At 54.6% G+C, this 18034-nt stretch carries 16 protein-coding genes; all 16 read right to left on the reverse strand.

Annotated features, from left to right (window positions below):
* Positions 1-46: 46 nt before the first annotated feature.
* Positions 47-1147 carry an ADP-ribosylarginine hydrolase Tri1 gene (gene tri1 / locus ACMGG5_RS19770; protein WP_420278395.1) on the reverse strand — a complete coding sequence of 367 codons (1101 nt, stop codon included), beginning with the start codon at positions 1145-1147 and terminating at the stop codon, positions 47-49.
* Between the two features lie 38 nt (positions 1148-1185).
* Positions 1186-1566 (reverse strand): immunity protein Tsi6 family protein, encoded by a 381-nt coding sequence (locus tag ACMGG5_RS19775; RefSeq protein WP_022651396.1) that lies wholly within the window; start codon positions 1564-1566, stop codon positions 1186-1188.
* 80 nt (positions 1567-1646) lie between these two features.
* Complete coding sequence (gene tri1 / locus ACMGG5_RS19780) at positions 1647-2714, reverse strand: ADP-ribosylarginine hydrolase Tri1 (RefSeq protein ID WP_420278396.1); 1068 nt, start codon at positions 2712-2714, stop codon at positions 1647-1649.
* 25 nt (positions 2715-2739) lie between these two features.
* A complete protein-coding gene (locus ACMGG5_RS19785; protein ID WP_420278397.1) occupies positions 2740-3090 on the reverse strand; it encodes an immunity protein Tsi6 family protein in 351 nt (116 codons plus the stop codon).
* Positions 3091-3343: 253 nt separating this feature from the next.
* Positions 3344-4417 (reverse strand): hypothetical protein, encoded by a 1074-nt coding sequence (locus tag ACMGG5_RS19790; RefSeq protein ID WP_048992419.1) that lies wholly within the window; start codon positions 4415-4417, stop codon positions 3344-3346.
* A 22-nt stretch (positions 4418-4439) separates the two neighbouring features.
* Positions 4440-4874 carry a hypothetical protein gene (locus ACMGG5_RS19795; RefSeq protein ID WP_073961692.1) on the reverse strand — a complete coding sequence of 145 codons (435 nt, stop codon included), beginning with the start codon at positions 4872-4874 and terminating at the stop codon, positions 4440-4442.
* Between the two features lie 24 nt (positions 4875-4898).
* Entirely contained in the window at positions 4899-5954 is a 1056-nt protein-coding gene (locus tag ACMGG5_RS19800) for a PAAR domain-containing protein (RefSeq protein WP_024909805.1), read from the reverse strand.
* A 22-nt stretch (positions 5955-5976) separates the two neighbouring features.
* Positions 5977-7935 (reverse strand): type VI secretion system Vgr family protein, encoded by a 1959-nt coding sequence (locus tag ACMGG5_RS19805; protein ID WP_157189340.1) that lies wholly within the window; start codon positions 7933-7935, stop codon positions 5977-5979.
* 64 nt (positions 7936-7999) lie between these two features.
* On the reverse strand, positions 8000-8410 hold the full coding sequence (locus ACMGG5_RS19810) for a hypothetical protein (protein ID WP_232473022.1): 411 nt from the start codon (positions 8408-8410) through the stop codon (positions 8000-8002).
* A 230-nt stretch (positions 8411-8640) separates the two neighbouring features.
* On the reverse strand, positions 8641-10059 hold the full coding sequence (locus ACMGG5_RS19815) for a serine/threonine protein kinase (RefSeq protein WP_148768544.1): 1419 nt from the start codon (positions 10057-10059) through the stop codon (positions 8641-8643).
* Between the two features lie 24 nt (positions 10060-10083).
* Positions 10084-12699: a type VI secretion system ATPase TssH gene (tssH, locus tag ACMGG5_RS19820; RefSeq protein ID WP_420278398.1), complete on the reverse strand. Its 2616-nt coding sequence runs from the start codon at positions 12697-12699 to the stop codon at positions 10084-10086.
* A 34-nt stretch (positions 12700-12733) separates the two neighbouring features.
* On the reverse strand, positions 12734-13774 hold the full coding sequence (tssG, locus tag ACMGG5_RS19825) for a type VI secretion system baseplate subunit TssG (protein WP_420278399.1): 1041 nt from the start codon (positions 13772-13774) through the stop codon (positions 12734-12736).
* Complete coding sequence (tssF, locus tag ACMGG5_RS19830; RefSeq protein WP_090419874.1) at positions 13771-15642, reverse strand: type VI secretion system baseplate subunit TssF; 1872 nt, start codon at positions 15640-15642, stop codon at positions 13771-13773. Before tssF ends, tssG begins: the two co-directional genes overlap by 4 nt.
* 2 nt (positions 15643-15644) lie before the next feature.
* Entirely contained in the window at positions 15645-16208 is a 564-nt protein-coding gene (tssE, locus tag ACMGG5_RS19835; RefSeq protein ID WP_024909842.1) for a type VI secretion system baseplate subunit TssE, read from the reverse strand.
* The gene (locus ACMGG5_RS19840; RefSeq protein WP_290093186.1) at positions 16201-17013 is read right to left on the reverse strand and encodes a type VI secretion system accessory protein TagJ; all 813 of its coding nucleotides are present in this window, start codon (positions 17011-17013) and stop codon (positions 16201-16203) included. The genes tssE and ACMGG5_RS19840 overlap by 8 nt, the downstream gene beginning before the upstream one ends.
* Before the next feature lie 9 nt (positions 17014-17022).
* Complete coding sequence (locus tag ACMGG5_RS19845; protein WP_420278400.1) at positions 17023-18021, reverse strand: hypothetical protein; 999 nt, start codon at positions 18019-18021, stop codon at positions 17023-17025.
* Positions 18022-18034 lie beyond the last annotated feature (13 nt).

An 18034-nucleotide genomic window follows, 5' to 3' on the forward strand; every position in this document is an offset into this window, starting at 1 on the left:
GCCACAAAAAAAACAACTTTTCCTGAATTTTCATCGAGATAAACAGTTACAAGAAAGTGTCTTCAGGGGCTCTATCGAACAATTCACCAGCCATTTTGGCGATACGTTCATGTTGTACGAGTTTATTTTTCCACTCCTGCGGAATAGCGGAATAACCATATAATGCTCCCGCTATTTGTCCCGCCGTCGCCGCAACGCTGTCAGCATCATCGGCAAGGTTGGCTGCCAGCAGAATGGCATCACGGAAATTATCCGTTTTCCATACGGACCACATCGCGGCCTCAAGCGTATCGATAACGTAACCGCTTGAACGAATCTGATCGCGAGTTTTTTGCTTATACTCACCCGCGTTAATGATCATTACACGTGGCTGAAGCGGCATAACGTGTGGTGTAAAAACAAAATCTTTATTGCTACCGTTAATCATATGCACAAGCAAAAAACTTAAATACTGCGTGCTATTTATTGCTTCCGCGGCACCGTGTGTTGCGATACATTGTTTTTTAGCTTCATAAAACGCTTTGCTTAATGATTTTCTAAAAAAAATAGAGACAGGTGCTTGTCTGATAATGGAAGCATTACCTGCAGTTTCTGGCGAAGTATTACCGTTCCACCCAGGACCAACTATTAAATATTGTTCTAAAGCAAACCGAGTTGTATTGCCTATATCAAAACAGACGCCATTTGAACTGTTATAACCATGCTGATACCATTCCAGAAGCTTATTCCTGAAGCATATAGTATCAGCATCACCCTTCTCAAGGAGTGTTTCCGCAAGACATAACGCCATGGATGTATCATCCGTCCATTCGCCGGCACGAAGCCGAAATGGCCCACCACCTGTCATATCTTTGACGTGTGCTTTGTCACGAGGTAAAAATTCGAGCGTCGTACCTACAGCATCTCCAACAGCAAGACCAATAAGCGTACCTACCGCACGATCCCGTGATTGCGCTAGTGAGATATTACATGGTGGTGTTAAATCCCATTGTTTTTGTACATCACTATTTGAGGATGATTCTAATGGCTTATTATCATACGTATACTGCATCCTTCGCTGGACTGAAGGTCTGCTAATGGGTAAGTATTTACGATATCTATCAACATATTTTAACAAGGCATTTAAATCAGCATGTAAGTCAATCACCTTTCACCCATAATAAAAAATATTATTCATATGAAATACTAAAATTCATCAGGGAATTTCTTCATGAGGTTTTGTTTCTTTTTATTATAGTTGGTATCGACCTCATGCGGCAGCCTAACCTTTAACCCTCGGCGGATTTGATCCACAATAAACCAGGCATCTGACAACCTTTCAAAAAACAACTCATCAGAATGATCAAACTCCTTCCCTGCATACATACCGAACGTCATATCCCATAATTTCGCTCTATCCTTTTCCTTGCCTTCGATTAAATCCCGTAGAAATAATAATTGTTGTACAATAGAGTCGTACATTTGCAACAGCGGGGATTGGGGATCACGATTCTTGACGTCTGCATATCTTTTCTGTGCTAAAGTTAATGCTCTATCAACGTAACCAAACATTGTCATTTCATTCATTGCAGTAGATTCAGTTAACTAAAAATTCCATACCTGATCGCAAGTCATCATATGCCCTCGCTTACCCTTGGTAATTCTAACTATAAAAAATTATCCTCAGGCGCTCTATCGAATAGTTTACCCGCCATTGTGGCAATACGTTCGTGTTGTACGAGTTTATCTTTCCAGTCCTGCGGGATAGCGGAATAACCATACAACGCCCCCGCTATTTGTCCCGCCGTCGCCGCGACGCTGTCAGCATCATCGGCAAGATTGGCAGCCAGCAGAATCGCATCACGGAAATTGTCAGTATTCCATACGGACCACATCGCGGCCTCAAGCGTATCGATAACATAACCACTTGAACGAATCTGATCGCGAGTTTTCTGCTTATACTCACCCGCGTTTATGATCATTACACGCGCGCATAATGGGAAAACATGAGGCGAAAAAGCTTCGTCTTTTTGATAACCGTTAATTAAATAGTGCAATACTAATCCGAGGAATTGGCATGCATTAATTGACTCTACTGCACCATGAGTTGCTCGACTCTGAGCCTGGGATTCGAAGTAAATCGCACGCAGCGATTTCCGACGGAAGATAGACACCGGAGCTTGACGAATAACCCCAGCATTACCAGCCGTGTGCTTTTCTGTATTACCATACCAGGAAGGTCCGACAAGCATATACTGTTCAAGCGCGAATCGCGTCGTTTTACCGATATCAAAACAACGACCATTACTGCTGTTCTCCCCATTGAGATACCATTTCAGGAGATATTTTCTAAGTACATCGGTATGCATTCTGTTTTCTGAAAGATAAGTTTCTGCCAGACATAATGCCATAGACGTATCATCTGTCCATTCACCGGGTTTTAATTCAAAGGGCCCGCCACCAATCATATCCACTACATGTTCACTATCTCTGCGTTTAAATTCAAGAGTAGTGCCAACTGCATCGCCAACAGCCAAACCCACTAACGCCCCAAGTGCTTTATCGCGTGAAACATCTTCATTTGTGATTAAAGGTAATGTTTCATCCCATACATGAGAGTAATTTGAATCATCAATGCTGCTTCTTATTACCTTACGAACATTAACTGGCATGTAGTGATGATAACGATCGGCATAATGATTAATTACTGAATCTTCGCTGTAAAGATCTATCATCCCGCACCCTTTAATCAAACGTTGTTTACCACTTGCGATACCGTCTTTGCCTTTTCAAATACTCAACGTCTTGCTCATGAGGGAGAATAAACTTCAATCCTTTTCCCATTTGCGAAGCTATATAATTAACATTGGACAAATGCTGAGCAAGTTCTGCATCGGTTGTATCAAACTCTTTTGACGCAAGCACTCCAAGATTTAATTTGTGCAATTTACTTTTATCTTTCTCAGACCCCGTTAGAATAGACTTAATATAGTCCAACTGATTCTTTGCCATAACATATAAAGGAAATGTAGGATTTTCTTCTAATCGATGATTAATTGCGTCAATAGCATCATTGATATAATCCAGCGCGGTGTGATTTTCTTTACTCATGAGTCACCTCAAATACTGCCCTGGCGTGCCGTTAACATAGCGGGATGTCAGTTTTCAGAACAGAATATCCACTCCCGCGAGCTGAACGATAGTTCAGCTGAGCATGATTTTTTATTCCACGATGATCTGTTCTCAGTGCCTGAAGTTAACTAATTCTCAGAACGAAGGCGGTTATGATATTGTTTCTGTGAAACAAAAATAAAACCACATTTCTGTGGTTTTATTTAGATGGTCATGAATTAACTTTGTCAGCTCATCGTTTTTCTATGCGAAACGTAGAAAGAATGATTTCCATGCATCGTTTATTGGCTTCGTAATAATAATCCTGATGATTACGATGAGGCCCAACCACCTCAACGTAACACCACAAATCATTAATTTTAAAGATACGCATATCGTAATAAGCCCTGATATTCTCAGCAGCACTGACTACCTCTCCCGTACAGCTATAAAGATCGCCTGTAAACGTGGGATTGATATCATTTGGGATGCTGGCAATGTCCGATGTCGTAAGAGAGACTGCACTATCGTGGCGGTTAAAGCGCGCAGTTGCTTCATCGAAAATAGCCTGCGCAGCGGGATAATCAGCCTGACGGAAAAGACAGAAATTAATCACTCCATGGTTGACGTTACCTATTGTGTGTTCAATTACCAGACGATTATCATCCAGCGTATTCACCAGCCATGAATCCGGAATTTTAAATCCACTGTCATTTTTGTTGCTAAGGCTGACTGTTTTCAACAGTTCTGAAAGCATCAAATTGCTGCGATGCAGTAAATCCCAGTTGATAGCAATCAGGAAAATAGTATCGGCAATCGTGTTGTAATCCTTCGACGCACAAGCCGTTTTCAAAAGGAAGTAATTTCCCCCACCATTTACAGGATTATAATCCTTCTGCACCGTATATCGTGAAACGACCTCATCACCCGATGGCATCGTTTTAATGGACAGGATATCCGCAAACTTCCCGCTTCCTGAAGGATGAGTAATTATCCTTTGGCTCAGTACTTTCTCACCCATTAAATCGAGCTTATTGATAAGCCAGTCTGACGCATTCATCTCCCACTGACAGTGTTCATATGCAGCCCAGACTTCAATATAGGGGCCGGTGTCATCGGCGATGTATCGTCCGATATTCGTCAGCCCAACCTCCTGAAACGTGATCGGCTTTAACTCTGCTGGCTTAACATTCTGGGGTAACAATAGCCAGTAATGAAGCATCTCTTTTTCTGCAGAGGTATAGAGACATTTCCAGAAATTTTCCCGAATCTCTTTTTCCTGATCCTTTATCTCAAGAGGAAAAAAATATTGTTTTTCAGTAACCATAATGCAACCTCACTCGTCGCGCTTACTTAAGCCATAAACCCGAAAACATAAGGAAGCTTCCGAGGGTAATTAAGCTTTTAGCAAAGATAAGTAAGCCAGGCGCCACGGCACGTGTCATAGACGATAATTTTTCATAATTTTCCGCGTTGTATCTTTTGTGCCCCCCCATAATCCCGGAAAATAACGTGCAGAGCAGCACTACTGTGATCTTTAATCCCCAAACACACAGGAAAGACATGGATAAGATGATCGAATAATGCTTGGCCGTTGCGACGGAAAATAATGACATTGACTGAGCAAGCCATTTCAACGTAAAGCCAATGACGACCGTAGCCACTAACACCAGAACGAACATTAACCCCGCAAGGAGCCACTGCTTTTTGTTAAATAAATCTTTTCCATTCCAGATAAGCGCTAGCGTCCAAATCATAAAGAGAATAAAGAAAAACCAATGCATCACAACGTTCCCCATTTACACATTTTAATCTCCTATCAGGACTGTAACACAGCCAGTCTTAATCACACCATCGCCACTGCCCGCCGCTGGGGACGGCTTACTTTCATCATCGTCATAAATCCAGTCAAGGATCGGTTTGAGAGCAAATTTGATACTGGCATCCCCTCCCAGACCGAGCGCCGCTGCAAGCTCACCGGACACCTTAAGGTTAAATGAATAATCAGTGCTATCAATCCAGGTTCCCACGCCTGCAGAAGCGCCAGCGCTCCCTGCACTCCCTGAAAGTTTGCCATCGGCAACGACTACGCCATAAAAATCGGCTTTAGCCGTCGCCTCTCCTTTGACCGCCGCGGCTTCTGCGCCAAGTTCAACATTAAAACCATAACGCCCTTTATTTCCGTCATATAGTTCACTGACGGCCTTCGCTTCAGCGGTTGCCAGGTATACATCCCCACCGACGCCGCCGTATTGTTGCCCTTCTTTTCCAATGCTTCCCGAGGCGCCATATTGTATCGCGGTGGCGTTTGCATTGAGATTAATCGCCCCGTAATCAGCTCGATCGGTCACTAACGTGCCACTGGCAGTCGCCACCCCTACTTTAGTACGTACCTCGCCTTTATATTTATCCTGGCTTTTTGTATTCCCGACCGTGATATCGGCAAGTGCGAATCCGGCTGAAGCCGTATCGGGTTTTCCAAAGCCGGATTTATCTTCAAGGCTTGCATAGGCGCCAAGCACACGGGCGTCGTAAACATCACCATGTATAGCACCATCTTTACCCGCATCCTTCGCCGCCGTACCGCCCCAGTATTGCGGAGGTGCGGGTTGAGTGGATGCGACTGCAGGGGTCGCTGAGGTATTGCAACCCGTCTTGTCACCTTCCCTGGCGAGAGGCAAACCGTTCACAAATACCGTTGTTGAACCACTGAGAATACTTCCCTGACCATGTTGGGAGCATGAAAGCGGGTCGCCTTTTCGTGCTGCCGGAAATCCGCCAATAATTACGTTGGGACTTCCGCTTTGAATTGGGCCAGTATGTGCGCTGGAATCAATGCGCGCTCTGGCGGCTGGTTTTCCCATAATAGCGTTCTCTGTACGCAGATTAACTGTTAACTTTTACAATCGCGCCCTTAATATCGGTAAGGTTAGTTCCCGTTATACTCACCGTATCATTTGCCTTGAGCTCGGTATTGATCCCATCACCTAGTTTTGTAAGCTCATCACCTTTGAAGATGGCTTGTTCCACAGCCTCTGCTTTGAGGTTGCCCTGGCCTACGTGAATCTCAATGGTATCCGGGGCGATCAGAATATAGTTGTCTTTAACTTTGAGTTTAATCGTGGTCACAGATTCCAGCAGCGCGTTACCTTCTTTATCCATGGTCAAGACGGTTTGATCTTTCCCAACGTTTATAACGTGCTTGTTACCAATATTATGCGTTTCATTATTACCTACATCTGATTTCAGGTTCCGCTTAATCGTAATATTCTCATCCTGTCCGATGGTTTTTCTACGATCGACACCGACATCATGAGTTTCAGAATTTTCAATATCCGTATCCATATTTTTTTCTGCATGGATCCAGATCTGCTCGTGCCCGGCTTTATCTTCAAAACGGAGAATATTGGCATTGTCTTTATGGCCATCTTTGCTGCGGCTATAAAAGCCCATCTGCGTCGCCGCAGCCGGCAGCGCCCACGGCGGCATGCTCGCGTCGTTGTACACGCGCCCGGTGATAATCGGGCGGTCCGGGTCGCCGTTGATAAAGTCCACCACCACCTCATCGCCGACGCGCGGGATTTGCACCCCGCCGTAGCCCTGGCCCGCCCACGCGCTCGACACGCGCACCCAGCAGGAGCTGGTGTCATCGCCCTTCGCCAGACGGTCCCAGTGGAACTTCACCTTCACCCGACCGTATTTGTCCGTCCAGATACTCTCCCCGTTCGGCCCCACCACTTTCGCCGTCTGCGGGCCGTAGGTGCGCGGCCACGCCGTGCTCTGCGCCGGACGGTACACCACCGCCGACGGGATGACCGTGAAATCAGTCCGGTGAATGGTCTCCCCCTCGCCGCTGGCATAGCGGTTCTCTTCGAGGTGGTAACCCGCCGCCGTCACCAGATACTCACCGTTGTCGCTGAAGAACGGCGCGTTGGTTAAGGTGAAGGTGTGCCCCGGCGCAATCCCCGCCGCCGTCGCGGTGGCCTGAATCTGCTGGTGCTCCACCTGCCAGCGTTCCTGACGGATGCGGGCATAGAACTCCCCGTGCCCCTTGTCCACAAAGCGACCCGGCCAGTCGTACACGTCGATGCTGCCCGGCTTCGGCGACGCCGGGTTCTGCTGGGCCTGGAACAGCCACGCGTTCGGCTTGCGGAAGTCATAGTCGTCAAGGCTGTAAATCCCCGGCGTCACGCTGTCCTCCAGCGCCCACTGGCTGATGCCCTCTTCATCCGTACTGCCGCCTGACGGCGTCTGGTGGTAAGGAATGACCTCATAGCCGCTGAACGGCTGGTACTGCGTGGCGGCATCGGTGAGCACCAGGGTGTGCTTGTCCGCCTCATGGCGGAAGTGATACGCAATCCCCTCCAGCTCCATCAGGCGGCTGATGAAGTCCAGGCTCGACTCCTGATACTGCACGCAGTAGTCCCACACCCGGTAGCTGCCGGTGAGTTTGTCCTCAACGTTAACCTGATGCTCGCCGAGCAGGGTTTTCACAATCTGCGGCACCGTCTGGCCCTGGAAGATACGCAGGTTACGGTCGCGCTTCATCGGCCACAGGTCCGGCTCCACCGTCAGCTGGTACACCGCATAGCGGGTGCCCGTCAGCTCAACGGCGCTGACCGCCACGCGGGTAATCTTGCCGTTAATATAGCGGGACGTCAGCAGGCTCTGCGTCGGGATGGTCACCGTGACCGGCTGGCCCAGCAGCTTACTGCGGTCGATGCGCGCGTCCGTGCCGAGCACGGTCAGCGTCAGCGCGAACGACTCGGACATCGCCTCGCGGCCCGTCAGTTTCCAGAACAGAAGCCCCTCCACCGGGAGCTGAACGGTAATTCGGTTGAGCATAATCTTTATTCCATCTAGCTTATGCGATGCAGAAAAGGGGTTCGCATCTGTGATAAAGCGTCATTCAAGAAAGGGGCTTTTCCCTCTTGATCATCCAAAAAACAAGAGAGTAGATTTTCAGTAATTCTGAAGTGACAAATAAGCCTACATTCAACCAGATGTTTGAAATATCAAACATACTTACTAAAAGAGGGAAAAATGAGACCGAACATCTGAATGAAATCAAGCGAAATACTTCCTGAGCAAGGGCAAATTTAATCGCTCCGATCTTTCGCTTGAAGAATAACCAGGCCGAAGCACACAAAGAGAGTAATAAAAGTAAGTCAAGCACAAAAAAAAGCATGACCAAAATGCTGAAACCATCACCTGCATAATAATGCAACGAATCACTAAACGCTTTTGCATCAGAAATGAATGGAATTCTGTCGTGGCGAACTGAATTCACGCAATAAAGCAATATTGCGAGAAGATCCATACTTCCCCAGAAATACCATAATTTGCTATTTAAATGAGCGAGGTTATTTTGCGTACGCCCGATATTGTTATTTACAAAAATGGGGAGGCACATGTTGGCTTCAACTCAACTCTCCGGGTTAGGATTAAATTCAAAACGCATAAACAGGAGAGACAATCTTCTCGCATTCCCTGGATGAAGCCTCTGGCTTCGAAAAGCGTACACTTCCATAGTCTCTCCTGTTTAAATTCCTACGGATTCACCAGCCAGGTGCCCGGTTTGGCAATATCCAGCGTCTGGCCACGCGTTCTTCCGTTGCCCTGCAGTTCAATCTTCGCCTCACCGGCCGGCAGCTTGAGCGATGCATAGCCGTTGGTTCCCGGGCGCAGCGCTTTTGGCTCGCCGTTCACTTTCAGCGTTTCGCCGTCGAGGATGCGGATATAGACCAACGCAACAGGGTTCGCGACAGGCGGTGGCGTCTGTTGCGCCGTCGCCTGCTCGCTCACCTTCGCCGTTTCCGGCTTCACGTCTGGCGCGTTCGCGGCGGTTTCGGTCGAACGCGCCTCTGCCGGTGCCTGTGCAGCCTGCTCAGGCGTATCGTTACCGCCGCTGAACAGCATCGCCCCGGCGACAATACCCACCAGCACCCCTGCGGCAACCATGCCCGGGATCTTGTAGCGGCGCCAGTCGAGCAGCGAAGCAGGTTGTTCCTCCTCCACCGGTACCAGCATCGTGCCGGGCTTTTTCGCCGTCAGCACATCGTTGATACCGGCGACCGGCATCTCTATCAGCGCGGCGAACTCGTCGATGGACTGCGGACGGTCCTCCATGTGCAGCGCCAGCGCGCGGTCAATGGCCTGCAGCAGCGGAATGGAATAGCCCTGCGGCATGATTTCCACCAGCGGTTTGCAGGTATCCTGAATAGAGCGCACCACGCTGACCGGCGGCGGAGAACCCACAATCAGGGTACGCAGCACCGCGCCGAGGGCGTAAATATCCGTCCACGGGCCCTGCTCGCTTTCGTTGTCGTCGGTGTACTGCTCAATCGGCGCAAATCCCGGACGCAGCATGGTTTCCGTTTCGTCGGAGAGATTACCGATGGTGCGTCGCGCGGAGCCGAAATCGAGCAGCACCGGCAGGCCGTTATCCTGGATCTGAATGTTATCCAGAGAGATGTCGCGGTGCAGGTAGCCTTCGTCGTGGATGGTCTTGATCGCACCGAACAGCATCGGCAGCGTGCGGCGGATCCAGGCTTCGTTGATCAGCTCCGGCTTTTCTTCGCGCAGGCGCGACAGCGTGGTGCCGCTGTAAAACAGCGTCCCCATATAGGCCGTGTCGTTTTGCACCCAGAAACGCAGGACGTGCAGCAGGTTCGGGTGGTTAAAGCGCGCCAGCAGACGTGCTTCCTGAATAAAGCTGTTCAGGCCCGCGGAGAACGCTTTGCCAAAGCGCTCGCTGCGCAGCACCAGGGTCATGTCGTCGCCGCGCACGGCGAGCGAGGAAGGCATAAATTCTTTGATAGCGATAGTGCGTTCGAGCTGGTGATCCCACGCGCGATAGACGATGCCAAAACCGCCGCCGCCGATCACCTCTTTGATTTCAAACTCGTTGAAGCGGTACCCGACCGGGAGCGCGTTTGGGACAGTCCGATTGTTATCATTATCCGTCATCTTTTACAGTTCTCTTGATGATTATTACGCGGCAAACTGACAGTGAAACTCGCCCTGCTCGCAGGTGACGTGCAGACGTCGGTACTGCTCGTCGCTGCGGCTGGCGGTAAGTAAGATCTGGCTCATCTGAGGCAGCAGAGTGTTGGTCAGAATAGCGTCCACCATGCGGCCGCCGGACTCCACCTCGGTACAGCGCTGAACGATTTGTTCCACCACGCTGTCGTCAAACTCAGAAATAATGCTGTGATTCTCTTCCAGACGACGCTGAATGCGCTTGAGCTGCAGGCGAACAATCTGCCCCAGCATCTCGTCGCTGAGCGGGTAATACGGCACCACCAGCAGACGGCCCAGCAGTGCCGGTGGGAACACCTCCAGCAGCGGCTGGCGCAGCGCGCCGCTCAAGGCGTCCGGCTCCGGCACCAGCTCCGGATCGGCGCACATGGCGCTAATCAGGTCGGTGCCGACGTTAGACGTCAGAATAATGATGGTGTTACGGAAATCAATGTGGCGCCCCTCTCCGTCTTCCATCCAGCCTTTATCAAAGACCTGGAAGAAGATTTCGTGGACGTCCGGGTGCGCTTTTTCAATTTCGTCCAGCAGCACCACGCTGTACGGGCGGCGGCGCACGGCCTCGGTCAACACGCCGCCTTCACCATACCCTACGTATCCCGGAGGCGCACCTTTTAAGGTGGACACGGTGTGCGCTTCCTGGAACTCACTCATGTTGATGGTGATAACGTTCTGCTCGCCGCCGTACAGCGACTCCGCGAGCGCCAGCGCGGTTTCGGTTTTACCGACGCCGGACGGGCCGCACAGCATAAAGACGCCCACCGGTTTGTTGGGATCGTCGAGCTTCGCCCGCGAGGTTTTCACGCGGCGGGCAATCAGATCCAGACCGTGACGCTGGCCGATAACGCGCTGGTTCAGCGTGTCGGCAAGGTTTAGCACCGCGTCGATCTCGTTTTTCACCATCCGGCCCAGCGGGATCCCGGTCCAGTCAGAGACCACCGCGGCAACCACGTTTTCATCCACCGCCGCAAACAGCAGCGGTTCATCACCCTGTAAGGCGTTCAGCGCCTGCTGCTGTTCCGTCAACTTGCCGCGCAGCTCAGCGGTATCTTCTTCGCCCGCCGCGAACAGCGCGGCGCGCAGGCGGATAATCTCCTGCACCAGACTGCGCTCTTCTTCCCAGCGCCGGGACAGGGCTTCGCGTTTTGTCTCATACGCGTCACGTTCGGCGCGTAACGTTGCTACGCGCTCAGCGTCTCCGGCACCGACGCGCGCCTCGCGTTCTGCGATCTCAATTTCCACGTCCAGCGCGGCAAGATGGCGCAGGCAGTCTTCCAGCTGCGCAGGCGGCGCGCTCTGGCTGACCGCGACGCGGGCGCAGGCGGTGTCGAGCAGCGCAACGGCTTTATCCGGCAGCTGACGCGCCGGAATGTAGCGATGCGACAGCTTCACCGCCGCGCTGACCGCTTCGTCAAGCAGCAGAACCTGGTGGTGCGTCTCCAGCGGCGACACGGTGCTGCGCAGCATCAGAATGGCTTTCGCTTCGTCCGGCTCGTGCACCTGCACCGTCTGGAAACGACGGGTCAGCGCGGGGTCTTTCTCGATGTACTTTTTGTATTCCGCCCAGGTAGTGGCGCCGATGGTGCGCAGCTGACCGCGCGCCAGCGCGGGCTTCAGCAGGTTTGCCGCATCGCCGGTCCCCTGCTGGCCGCCTGCGCCAATCAGGGTGTGGATCTCATCAATAAACAGAATGATCGGCGTGGCGCTGGACTGGACTTCATTAATAAGCGCCTGCAGCCGGGCCTCGAACTCGCCTTTCATGCCTGCGCCGGCTTGCAGCATGCCGATATCCAGCAGCCACAGCTGAATGTTCTGCAGCGGCTCCGGCACGTCGCCGTCGGCGATACGCAGCGCCAGACCTTCCACCACCGCCGTTTTCCCGACCCCGGCTTCCCCGGTCAACAGCGGGTTGTTCTGACGACGGCGCATCAGGATATCCACCATCTGGCGGATCTCCTCGTCGCGCCCGACAACCGGGTCAATCTTCCCGTCGCGGGCGCGGGCGGTCAGGTCCTGGCCGTACTGGGCCAGCGTCCCCTGCGCAGCCGGTACCGCACCCGCCGGTGCATCGACGGCAGCAGTGGCCTGCTGCGTCTCTTTGCTGTTGGCGCAAATAGCGTCGAACTGCTCAATCAACACCTCGACGTTAAGGCGGGTGAACTGCGACGAGATGCTTTTCAGCACGTTGGCCAGATTCCAGGTTTTCAGCATGCCGATCAGCAAATGGCCGCCGCGAATGCGGCTGACGCCAAACTTCAGCGAGCCGAAGACCCAGGCGCGCTCCACGGCGCTGTCGATGTGTTCGGAGAGATCGGAAACGGAACTCGCCCCGCGCGGAAGGACATCCAGCGCGGCAACGATATCGCGCGTCAGCTGCTGTTCATCAAGGGCAAAGTGGCGGATGACCTGCTGCAGATCGCCATCCTGCTGCTGCATCAGCTGATGCAGCCAGTGCACCAGCTCAACATAGGGGTTGCCGCGCAGCTTGCAGAACGCAGTGGCGCTTTCCAGAGAGGTAAATAACAGCGTATCCAGTTTGCCGAAAAGCACGGCACGGCTTATTTCTGACATGTTCGGTTCCATTGATAACAATGCGTTAGAAAAATTATCGCTCTGCGCAATACACCAGATCGCCACGCGGGACAGGCCGCGGCTGAAGGCCCAGCCAGGTGTTGTAGCCTAATCGCCCGGCACCGCCGAGCGTGGTGCCCTGCACCGCGTCTTCACGCAGGATCACCCGTGTTTCCCATTCAAACTCCACCCCGGCGTACTGACGCACCCAGTCACGCAGCTCGGTGACCCACGCTTCCCCCGGCAGAAAACGGTTGTACTCTTCCGCGCTCAGCGGGCCAATCTCGATGCGAAACTTATGCTGCACGTCGCGGACGGCGACGCCGAGAAAGGCGGACTCACCCATGCGCGGCATGCGGCGTCCTGCTCCCAGCTGCGCCTGCTCGCGCGTGGAAAGCGGCATCCACTGCGGCACGTTGCTCACCAGCTTAACCGGCGCCTTAAAATAGCTGCGCAGGATCTTCTCCAGCCCCTCCGGATCCCGCCCGTGACGGGTCAGGTGTCCGGCGTGGGTAAAGCGGGCATGCGAGCTCAGGCTGCCTTTGTTCATCTGACCCGGCTGCCCCATGCCAATCAGCGACGCCAGGTAGCCTTCAAAACGCCTGTTATCGGCGCGATCCAGTGAGACAGTGGGCTGCGCATCCGCCCAGGCACGGTAAAACAGCAGCGCAAGGCGGTGATGGAACAGATCGGCAAACGCGCTGAGGCTGGTGTCCTGATGATGATAAATACGCTCGCGGGCGTATTCGGTCATGTGGACCGGCAGCGGGCCGTTCGGGCCAAACAGGCCGAAGCTGAGGATAGACACCTCATGCAGCCCGCTTTCCTCCCGCTGACGTACCTGAGCCAGCGTCGACGGGGCAAAACTCATCGACGGCTGCTGGCCGATGCGCAGCGGTTCAAATTTTGGCAGCGGCGCGCGGCCCAGCGGGTAGCGCTCGCCGCCCTGGGCATCAATGCGCCTTAACAGCTGAAACAGATCGTAGCGCCAGGGCGTCTCGCGCACCCCATGCCAGAACGCATCCGGCAGCTTCGTCAGGCGATGCACGCGCAGCGGTGCAGCGGTGTCACTCATATCAGCGCCCTTTTACCCATGCGCGGCGCCCAGTAGCCAATCTCGCCGCGCTGCTGACTTTTCAGGGTGAACTCCGTAAAGCTGTTGATCGACACCAGACGGGCAAAGAGACGCTCCATCACGCTGCCGAAGAGCCACGGACTGGCGCCGGAAAAGGCTCGCTCATCCACCGTCAGGGTAATGCCGATCCCGCGGGCGAACACCACCGGGCCGGGTTCAGGCACGCGGCGGTGAACCGGTTCCAGCACGCAGTGACGAACGCCTTCCACCTGACGCGCCACGGGCGTTTCTGCCAGGTTGGCGTACAGCCCTAACAGCTGTCGCAGCGCGGCTGCGCCCTCTTCGTTTTCGCTGTCCATCAGGCTGAGGTAGTTCATCTGCAGCTGGCTGATGAGCCGCCAGGTGCTGAACCCTTCGGCCAGCGCCGGACGCGGCGGCGTCGGGCCTTTACGCAGCGTGAGGGATTTCACCGGCATGGAATCGGCCATAATGAACTGCCCGAGCTCCTGCTGCAGCATCAGCGGCAGATCGCGGCTGGTGCAGAGCACCTCGGCAGAGATATAGCGCAGGTTTTCCTGCCAGGGGGCGTGCTGTTCATCCACCAGCGAGACAAAGACCTCCGAGCCGATATAGCCGGTTCGCGTGCCGTAGCGCAGGGCGTGCTCGGACAGCACGCGCTGTTCGCGGCGCAGGGAAAAATAGGCCCCGTAGTTGCCCGCATCGCCGCTCCAGGTGCTCCAGAACGGACGAAACGTCTGGTCATCACGCTGGCCGTCCGCGCTGCCATAGATTTTTTTGACCGCGTAAATTTCATAATCCAGCGGACGGATGTTATCCACCACCAGATGGTATTCATGCTGGCCTTCATTCAGCTTCTGACGCGCCGCGACCTTTGGGAACAGATTGATGACCGGCGTGCAGTGCAGCGCCAGGTGGCTGGCGTCGACCACGCGCTCCAACTGCTCATCCGACTTATCCAGCAGAATGAAGATATCGAAGGCTTTTTCGTCTTCACAGCGCTGGATGAGCTTGCTCAGGCCGCTGAGGCTAATGAAGCGGAAACGGGCCGGAAAGGCGAAATACTCCTGCAGCAGGCGATAGCCGTCAAAGTTGCGCAGATCGTCCGGAAGCAGCGCCTGGTCAGGCTCAAAACCCTCCTGGCGCAGCGCATCCGACGCCAGCAGCTGTCGCTGCGGCTGCGGGCCGACCGTCTGACAGACGATCCCGACGTGGTGCTCCATCACCAGCTCCAGCAGCTTCAGCGCTTCAATATCCGGACCGCCGAGGAAAAATTCCAGACGGTCGAAATCCAGGTGCCCGAGGTTTTGCGGGCCGTCGCAGGCGATGCGGATCCGCAGAGCGCTGCCGATCCCCCGCTGGCTCAGCCCCAGCTGCGCGAGCGGCAGATCGGCGGGCACGCCGCCCAGCTCGACCTTGTCGATTTTCAGCGGCAGTAGGTTGACCTCGTGCGCCGTGGTATAGCTGCAGGTCACGCCGGTTTTTTTCAGCGCCAGGCTGTCCATCATGGTACCGCGCGGCACAATGAAGCCCTTGCTCAGGTCGCCCCGGCTGCTGTCGGGCTCAATCTCCGCGATCGCCATCGACGGCGTGGGCGCAAGATAGTTCGGCGCAATCATCTCCAGCAGACGCTGAGAGAAGCGCGGAAACTCCGCGTCCATTTTCATCTGCACGCGGGAGGTCAGGAAGGCGAAGCCCTCCATCAGACGTTCGGTATACGGGTCCGCCACCTCGATGCCGCGCATGCCCAGCCGCCCGGCGACTTTAGGATAGCGTTCGGCAAACTCGGCCCCCATTTCGCGCAGGTAGGCCAGCTCACGGTTGTAGTATTCGAGCAGTTTACTTTCCATGATTACCCCGCATCTTTCAGTTCAAAATGGCCGTTTTCCAGATCGACATCGGTACGAAACAGAAACTCCAGCGGGTAAGGCACACACCATAAACGCCCTTTGATCTCGATGGAGAGCACGTTGTGCAGATCCAGAGAGGAGGTATCCGACACGCAGCGGACCTGCAGCCCCTGCGGCAAAATGCGCGGTTCAAAATTGATGATGGCCTCGGTGAGCTTGCGCTGAATATCGTGCCATTCGATGTCCGACATTCTCTTTCCGGCCAGCGGCGCGACGCCGAAGTTAACCACCGAGCGGCTCACGTGCGGTAACGCGCTCAAATCACCGGAGGCATCGTGGTTGATGGTATTAAACAGCCACTGCAGATCCCGCAGCACATTGCGACGCAGGGCGGCATGGGTGATCAGATTGCTGTTGGCCGACTCGCGCTTTTTTTCCGGGTCGTTATCAGTGAGGCGATCGAGCAGCGAAGGCTGCATTTTGTCGCGCGCCCCCACCTTCTCCTGCTTGCTGCGGGCTTGCCAGCCGCTGCGCAGCAGATCGCCTTCGCCAGCGGGATTACTCATCGGCTCCATCCGTCGCGAACGTCACGAGGCTCAAGGACAGCAGCGGGCTTTCGCTTTGCTCGCTCAGCCAGGCCTTCTGGCCCTGGCCTTCATACAGCGTGCCGTCAGTATCGAGCGGGTGCCAGTCGGTGGTGCGCCCCAGTTTGACCGCATCAGAGGCGTCGTCTGCAAACGGGTAACGCGCCGGGATCTGACACACCTGTTCCGTTCCGTCGGTCAGGCGCACCAGCGCGTGACGCCAGACCAGATCGGTGACGCTGGCAGGCGCCTGGAAACGGATCTCCGCGATGGCGTTAAACGGCAGCCAGAAATAGCGGCCGTTGACGATGGTTTCGCACACCGGGCCGAGACGGGCATCGCCGTCCATCAGCCAGTCAAAGGCCTGCGTCTCCTCGTTTTCAAGGGTGACACTACCAGGGTTTGCCTGCGCCTGTTCAAGGGCTTCCAGACGCAGCGCCTGCGCGCGCTCGCCCTCCTCGCTCAGCGCCGCGGCAAGGGTGGTCAGCCACGGCCACTGGGTTTCAGGCATCGCCGGACGCGCCTGTCCCGCCATCACCTGCGCGCGCTGCAGCTCGCCCTGAATGGACTGCTCCAGCAGCGTGACGGTGGGCTTCGCCTGCGGCTTCAACGCCAGCCAGCTTTTCAGCTGGGTCAGGGCACGCGTCCAGTTGCCGCTAAGGGTTAAAAACTGCACGAACGCGGCGCGGAGGTCGGCATCTGCCGGACGGGCTTTGATTTCTGCTTCCAGACGCGCGAGCGCGTCGTTAAGCGACTCACCCGCCAGGTGTTGATAGAGCGTATTCATTGCCATTCCTTAATTTGCCGCGCGCCATGCGCCGACGGCCGGATCGCGCAGCTGAGGACGCAGGGTGTCAATCAGAACGATATTCAGCGGAGTGCCGGGTGCCACCCAGGCGCTCCAGGTTTTTTTCACCGCCGCGATACGCGCCTGCAGTTTTGCATCATCGCTGGCGGTTTCACGGGAAATCTCCACCGCGACCGTGCCGTTGCTCTTCCAGCTGTTCAGGGCATTGTCGTAAGGCAGGATCATCCAGCTCTGGTCGCTGTTTGGGGTGCTGAATACCATGCGCTCTTTGTTGACGGAGGTGATCAGCGCGTTTTCCGGGTCGGCGCTTTGATTCAGCCCGGTGACCGGGAAGCCATGAATGTATGTCACCGCCATCTCTTTCTGCCCGCCGTTGCGGGACTGCGACACAACGGTGTGTCCGCTCAGCCAGCTGCCGTTCCCGCAGCGGGTGGTGTCAGAATCCGGAATAAAGAGCGCCGGTGCAGAAGCGCCCCCTTCCCAGAAGGTCCGCAGGTGGCAGCCGTCCTGAAGCGTAAACTCCTGCCACGGCGTACGGTCGGCGGCAACGGTGCGGGAAGCCACGTTCTGATCGGGCGGCAGTAACGCGCCGCTGGCTGGGGTGGCGGTGACGGTCGCGGCAGACGCGGCCTGCTCCTGTTTCACCACCAGCGCCCAGTCCTGCGCTTTGCCAGCCGTACCCTGCGCCAGCGTGGTACCCGCCGGATCGTTGAGCGTCCAGCTAAGCTTATTCACTTTGTTGCACTGGTGTTCCAGCAGTGAGCCAAGACGCGGCACAAAGTTCTCCAGCACGGAGACGTCTTTCTTGCCGTTCGCCACAATACGCAGCGCCACCTCAGGCTTACACCAGCTCTGCGGCGTGTTGTCTTTGATGTTGTCGATCCAGATATCCAGCTTCTGCGCAGGAGACTGCACGATGCGGAAATTTTCAGCCTGCGCGGTGGAGGTCGCCGCCAGAAGTGCCAAACCCGATAGCCAAAGTTTCATATCGTTCCTTGTG

It is taken from the genome of Enterobacter sp. BNK-34 (assembly GCF_048684445.1).
In the GTDB taxonomy this organism is placed as follows: Bacteria; Pseudomonadota; Gammaproteobacteria; order Enterobacterales; family Enterobacteriaceae; genus Enterobacter; species Enterobacter pseudoroggenkampii.

Excerpts from the sequence above, each read along its gene's own strand:
- ACMGG5_RS19790 (WP_048992419.1), bottom strand. The coding sequence starts at position 4,417 with ATGGTTACTGAAAAACAATATTTTTTTCCTCTTGAGATAAAGGATCAG.
- ACMGG5_RS19845 (WP_420278400.1), bottom strand. The coding sequence starts at position 18,021 with ATGAAACTTTGGCTATCGGGTTTGGCACTTCTGGCGGCGACCTCCACC.
- tssF (WP_090419874.1), bottom strand. The coding sequence starts at position 15,642 with ATGGAAAGTAAACTGCTCGAATACTACAACCGTGAGCTGGCCTACCTG.
- ACMGG5_RS19775 (WP_022651396.1), bottom strand. The coding sequence starts at position 1,566 with ATGAATGAAATGACAATGTTTGGTTACGTTGATAGAGCATTAACTTTA.
- ACMGG5_RS19800 (WP_024909805.1), bottom strand. The coding sequence starts at position 5,954 with ATGGGAAAACCAGCCGCCAGAGCGCGCATTGATTCCAGCGCACATACT.
- ACMGG5_RS19810 (WP_232473022.1), bottom strand. The coding sequence starts at position 8,410 with ATGGATCTTCTCGCAATATTGCTTTATTGCGTGAATTCAGTTCGCCAC.
- ACMGG5_RS19840 (WP_290093186.1), bottom strand. The coding sequence starts at position 17,013 with ATGAATACGCTCTATCAACACCTGGCGGGTGAGTCGCTTAACGACGCG.
- ACMGG5_RS19805 (WP_157189340.1), bottom strand. The coding sequence starts at position 7,935 with ATGCTCAACCGAATTACCGTTCAGCTCCCGGTGGAGGGGCTTCTGTTC.
- tssE (WP_024909842.1), bottom strand. The coding sequence starts at position 16,208 with ATGAGTAATCCCGCTGGCGAAGGCGATCTGCTGCGCAGCGGCTGGCAA.
- ACMGG5_RS19815 (WP_148768544.1), bottom strand. The coding sequence starts at position 10,059 with ATGACGGATAATGATAACAATCGGACTGTCCCAAACGCGCTCCCGGTC.
- tssH (WP_420278398.1), bottom strand. The coding sequence starts at position 12,699 with ATGTCAGAAATAAGCCGTGCCGTGCTTTTCGGCAAACTGGATACGCTG.
- tssG (WP_420278399.1), bottom strand. The coding sequence starts at position 13,774 with ATGAGTGACACCGCTGCACCGCTGCGCGTGCATCGCCTGACGAAGCTG.
- ACMGG5_RS19785 (WP_420278397.1), bottom strand. The coding sequence starts at position 3,090 with ATGAGTAAAGAAAATCACACCGCGCTGGATTATATCAATGATGCTATT.
- tri1 (WP_420278396.1), bottom strand. The coding sequence starts at position 2,714 with ATGATAGATCTTTACAGCGAAGATTCAGTAATTAATCATTATGCCGAT.
- ACMGG5_RS19795 (WP_073961692.1), bottom strand. The coding sequence starts at position 4,874 with ATGCATTGGTTTTTCTTTATTCTCTTTATGATTTGGACGCTAGCGCTT.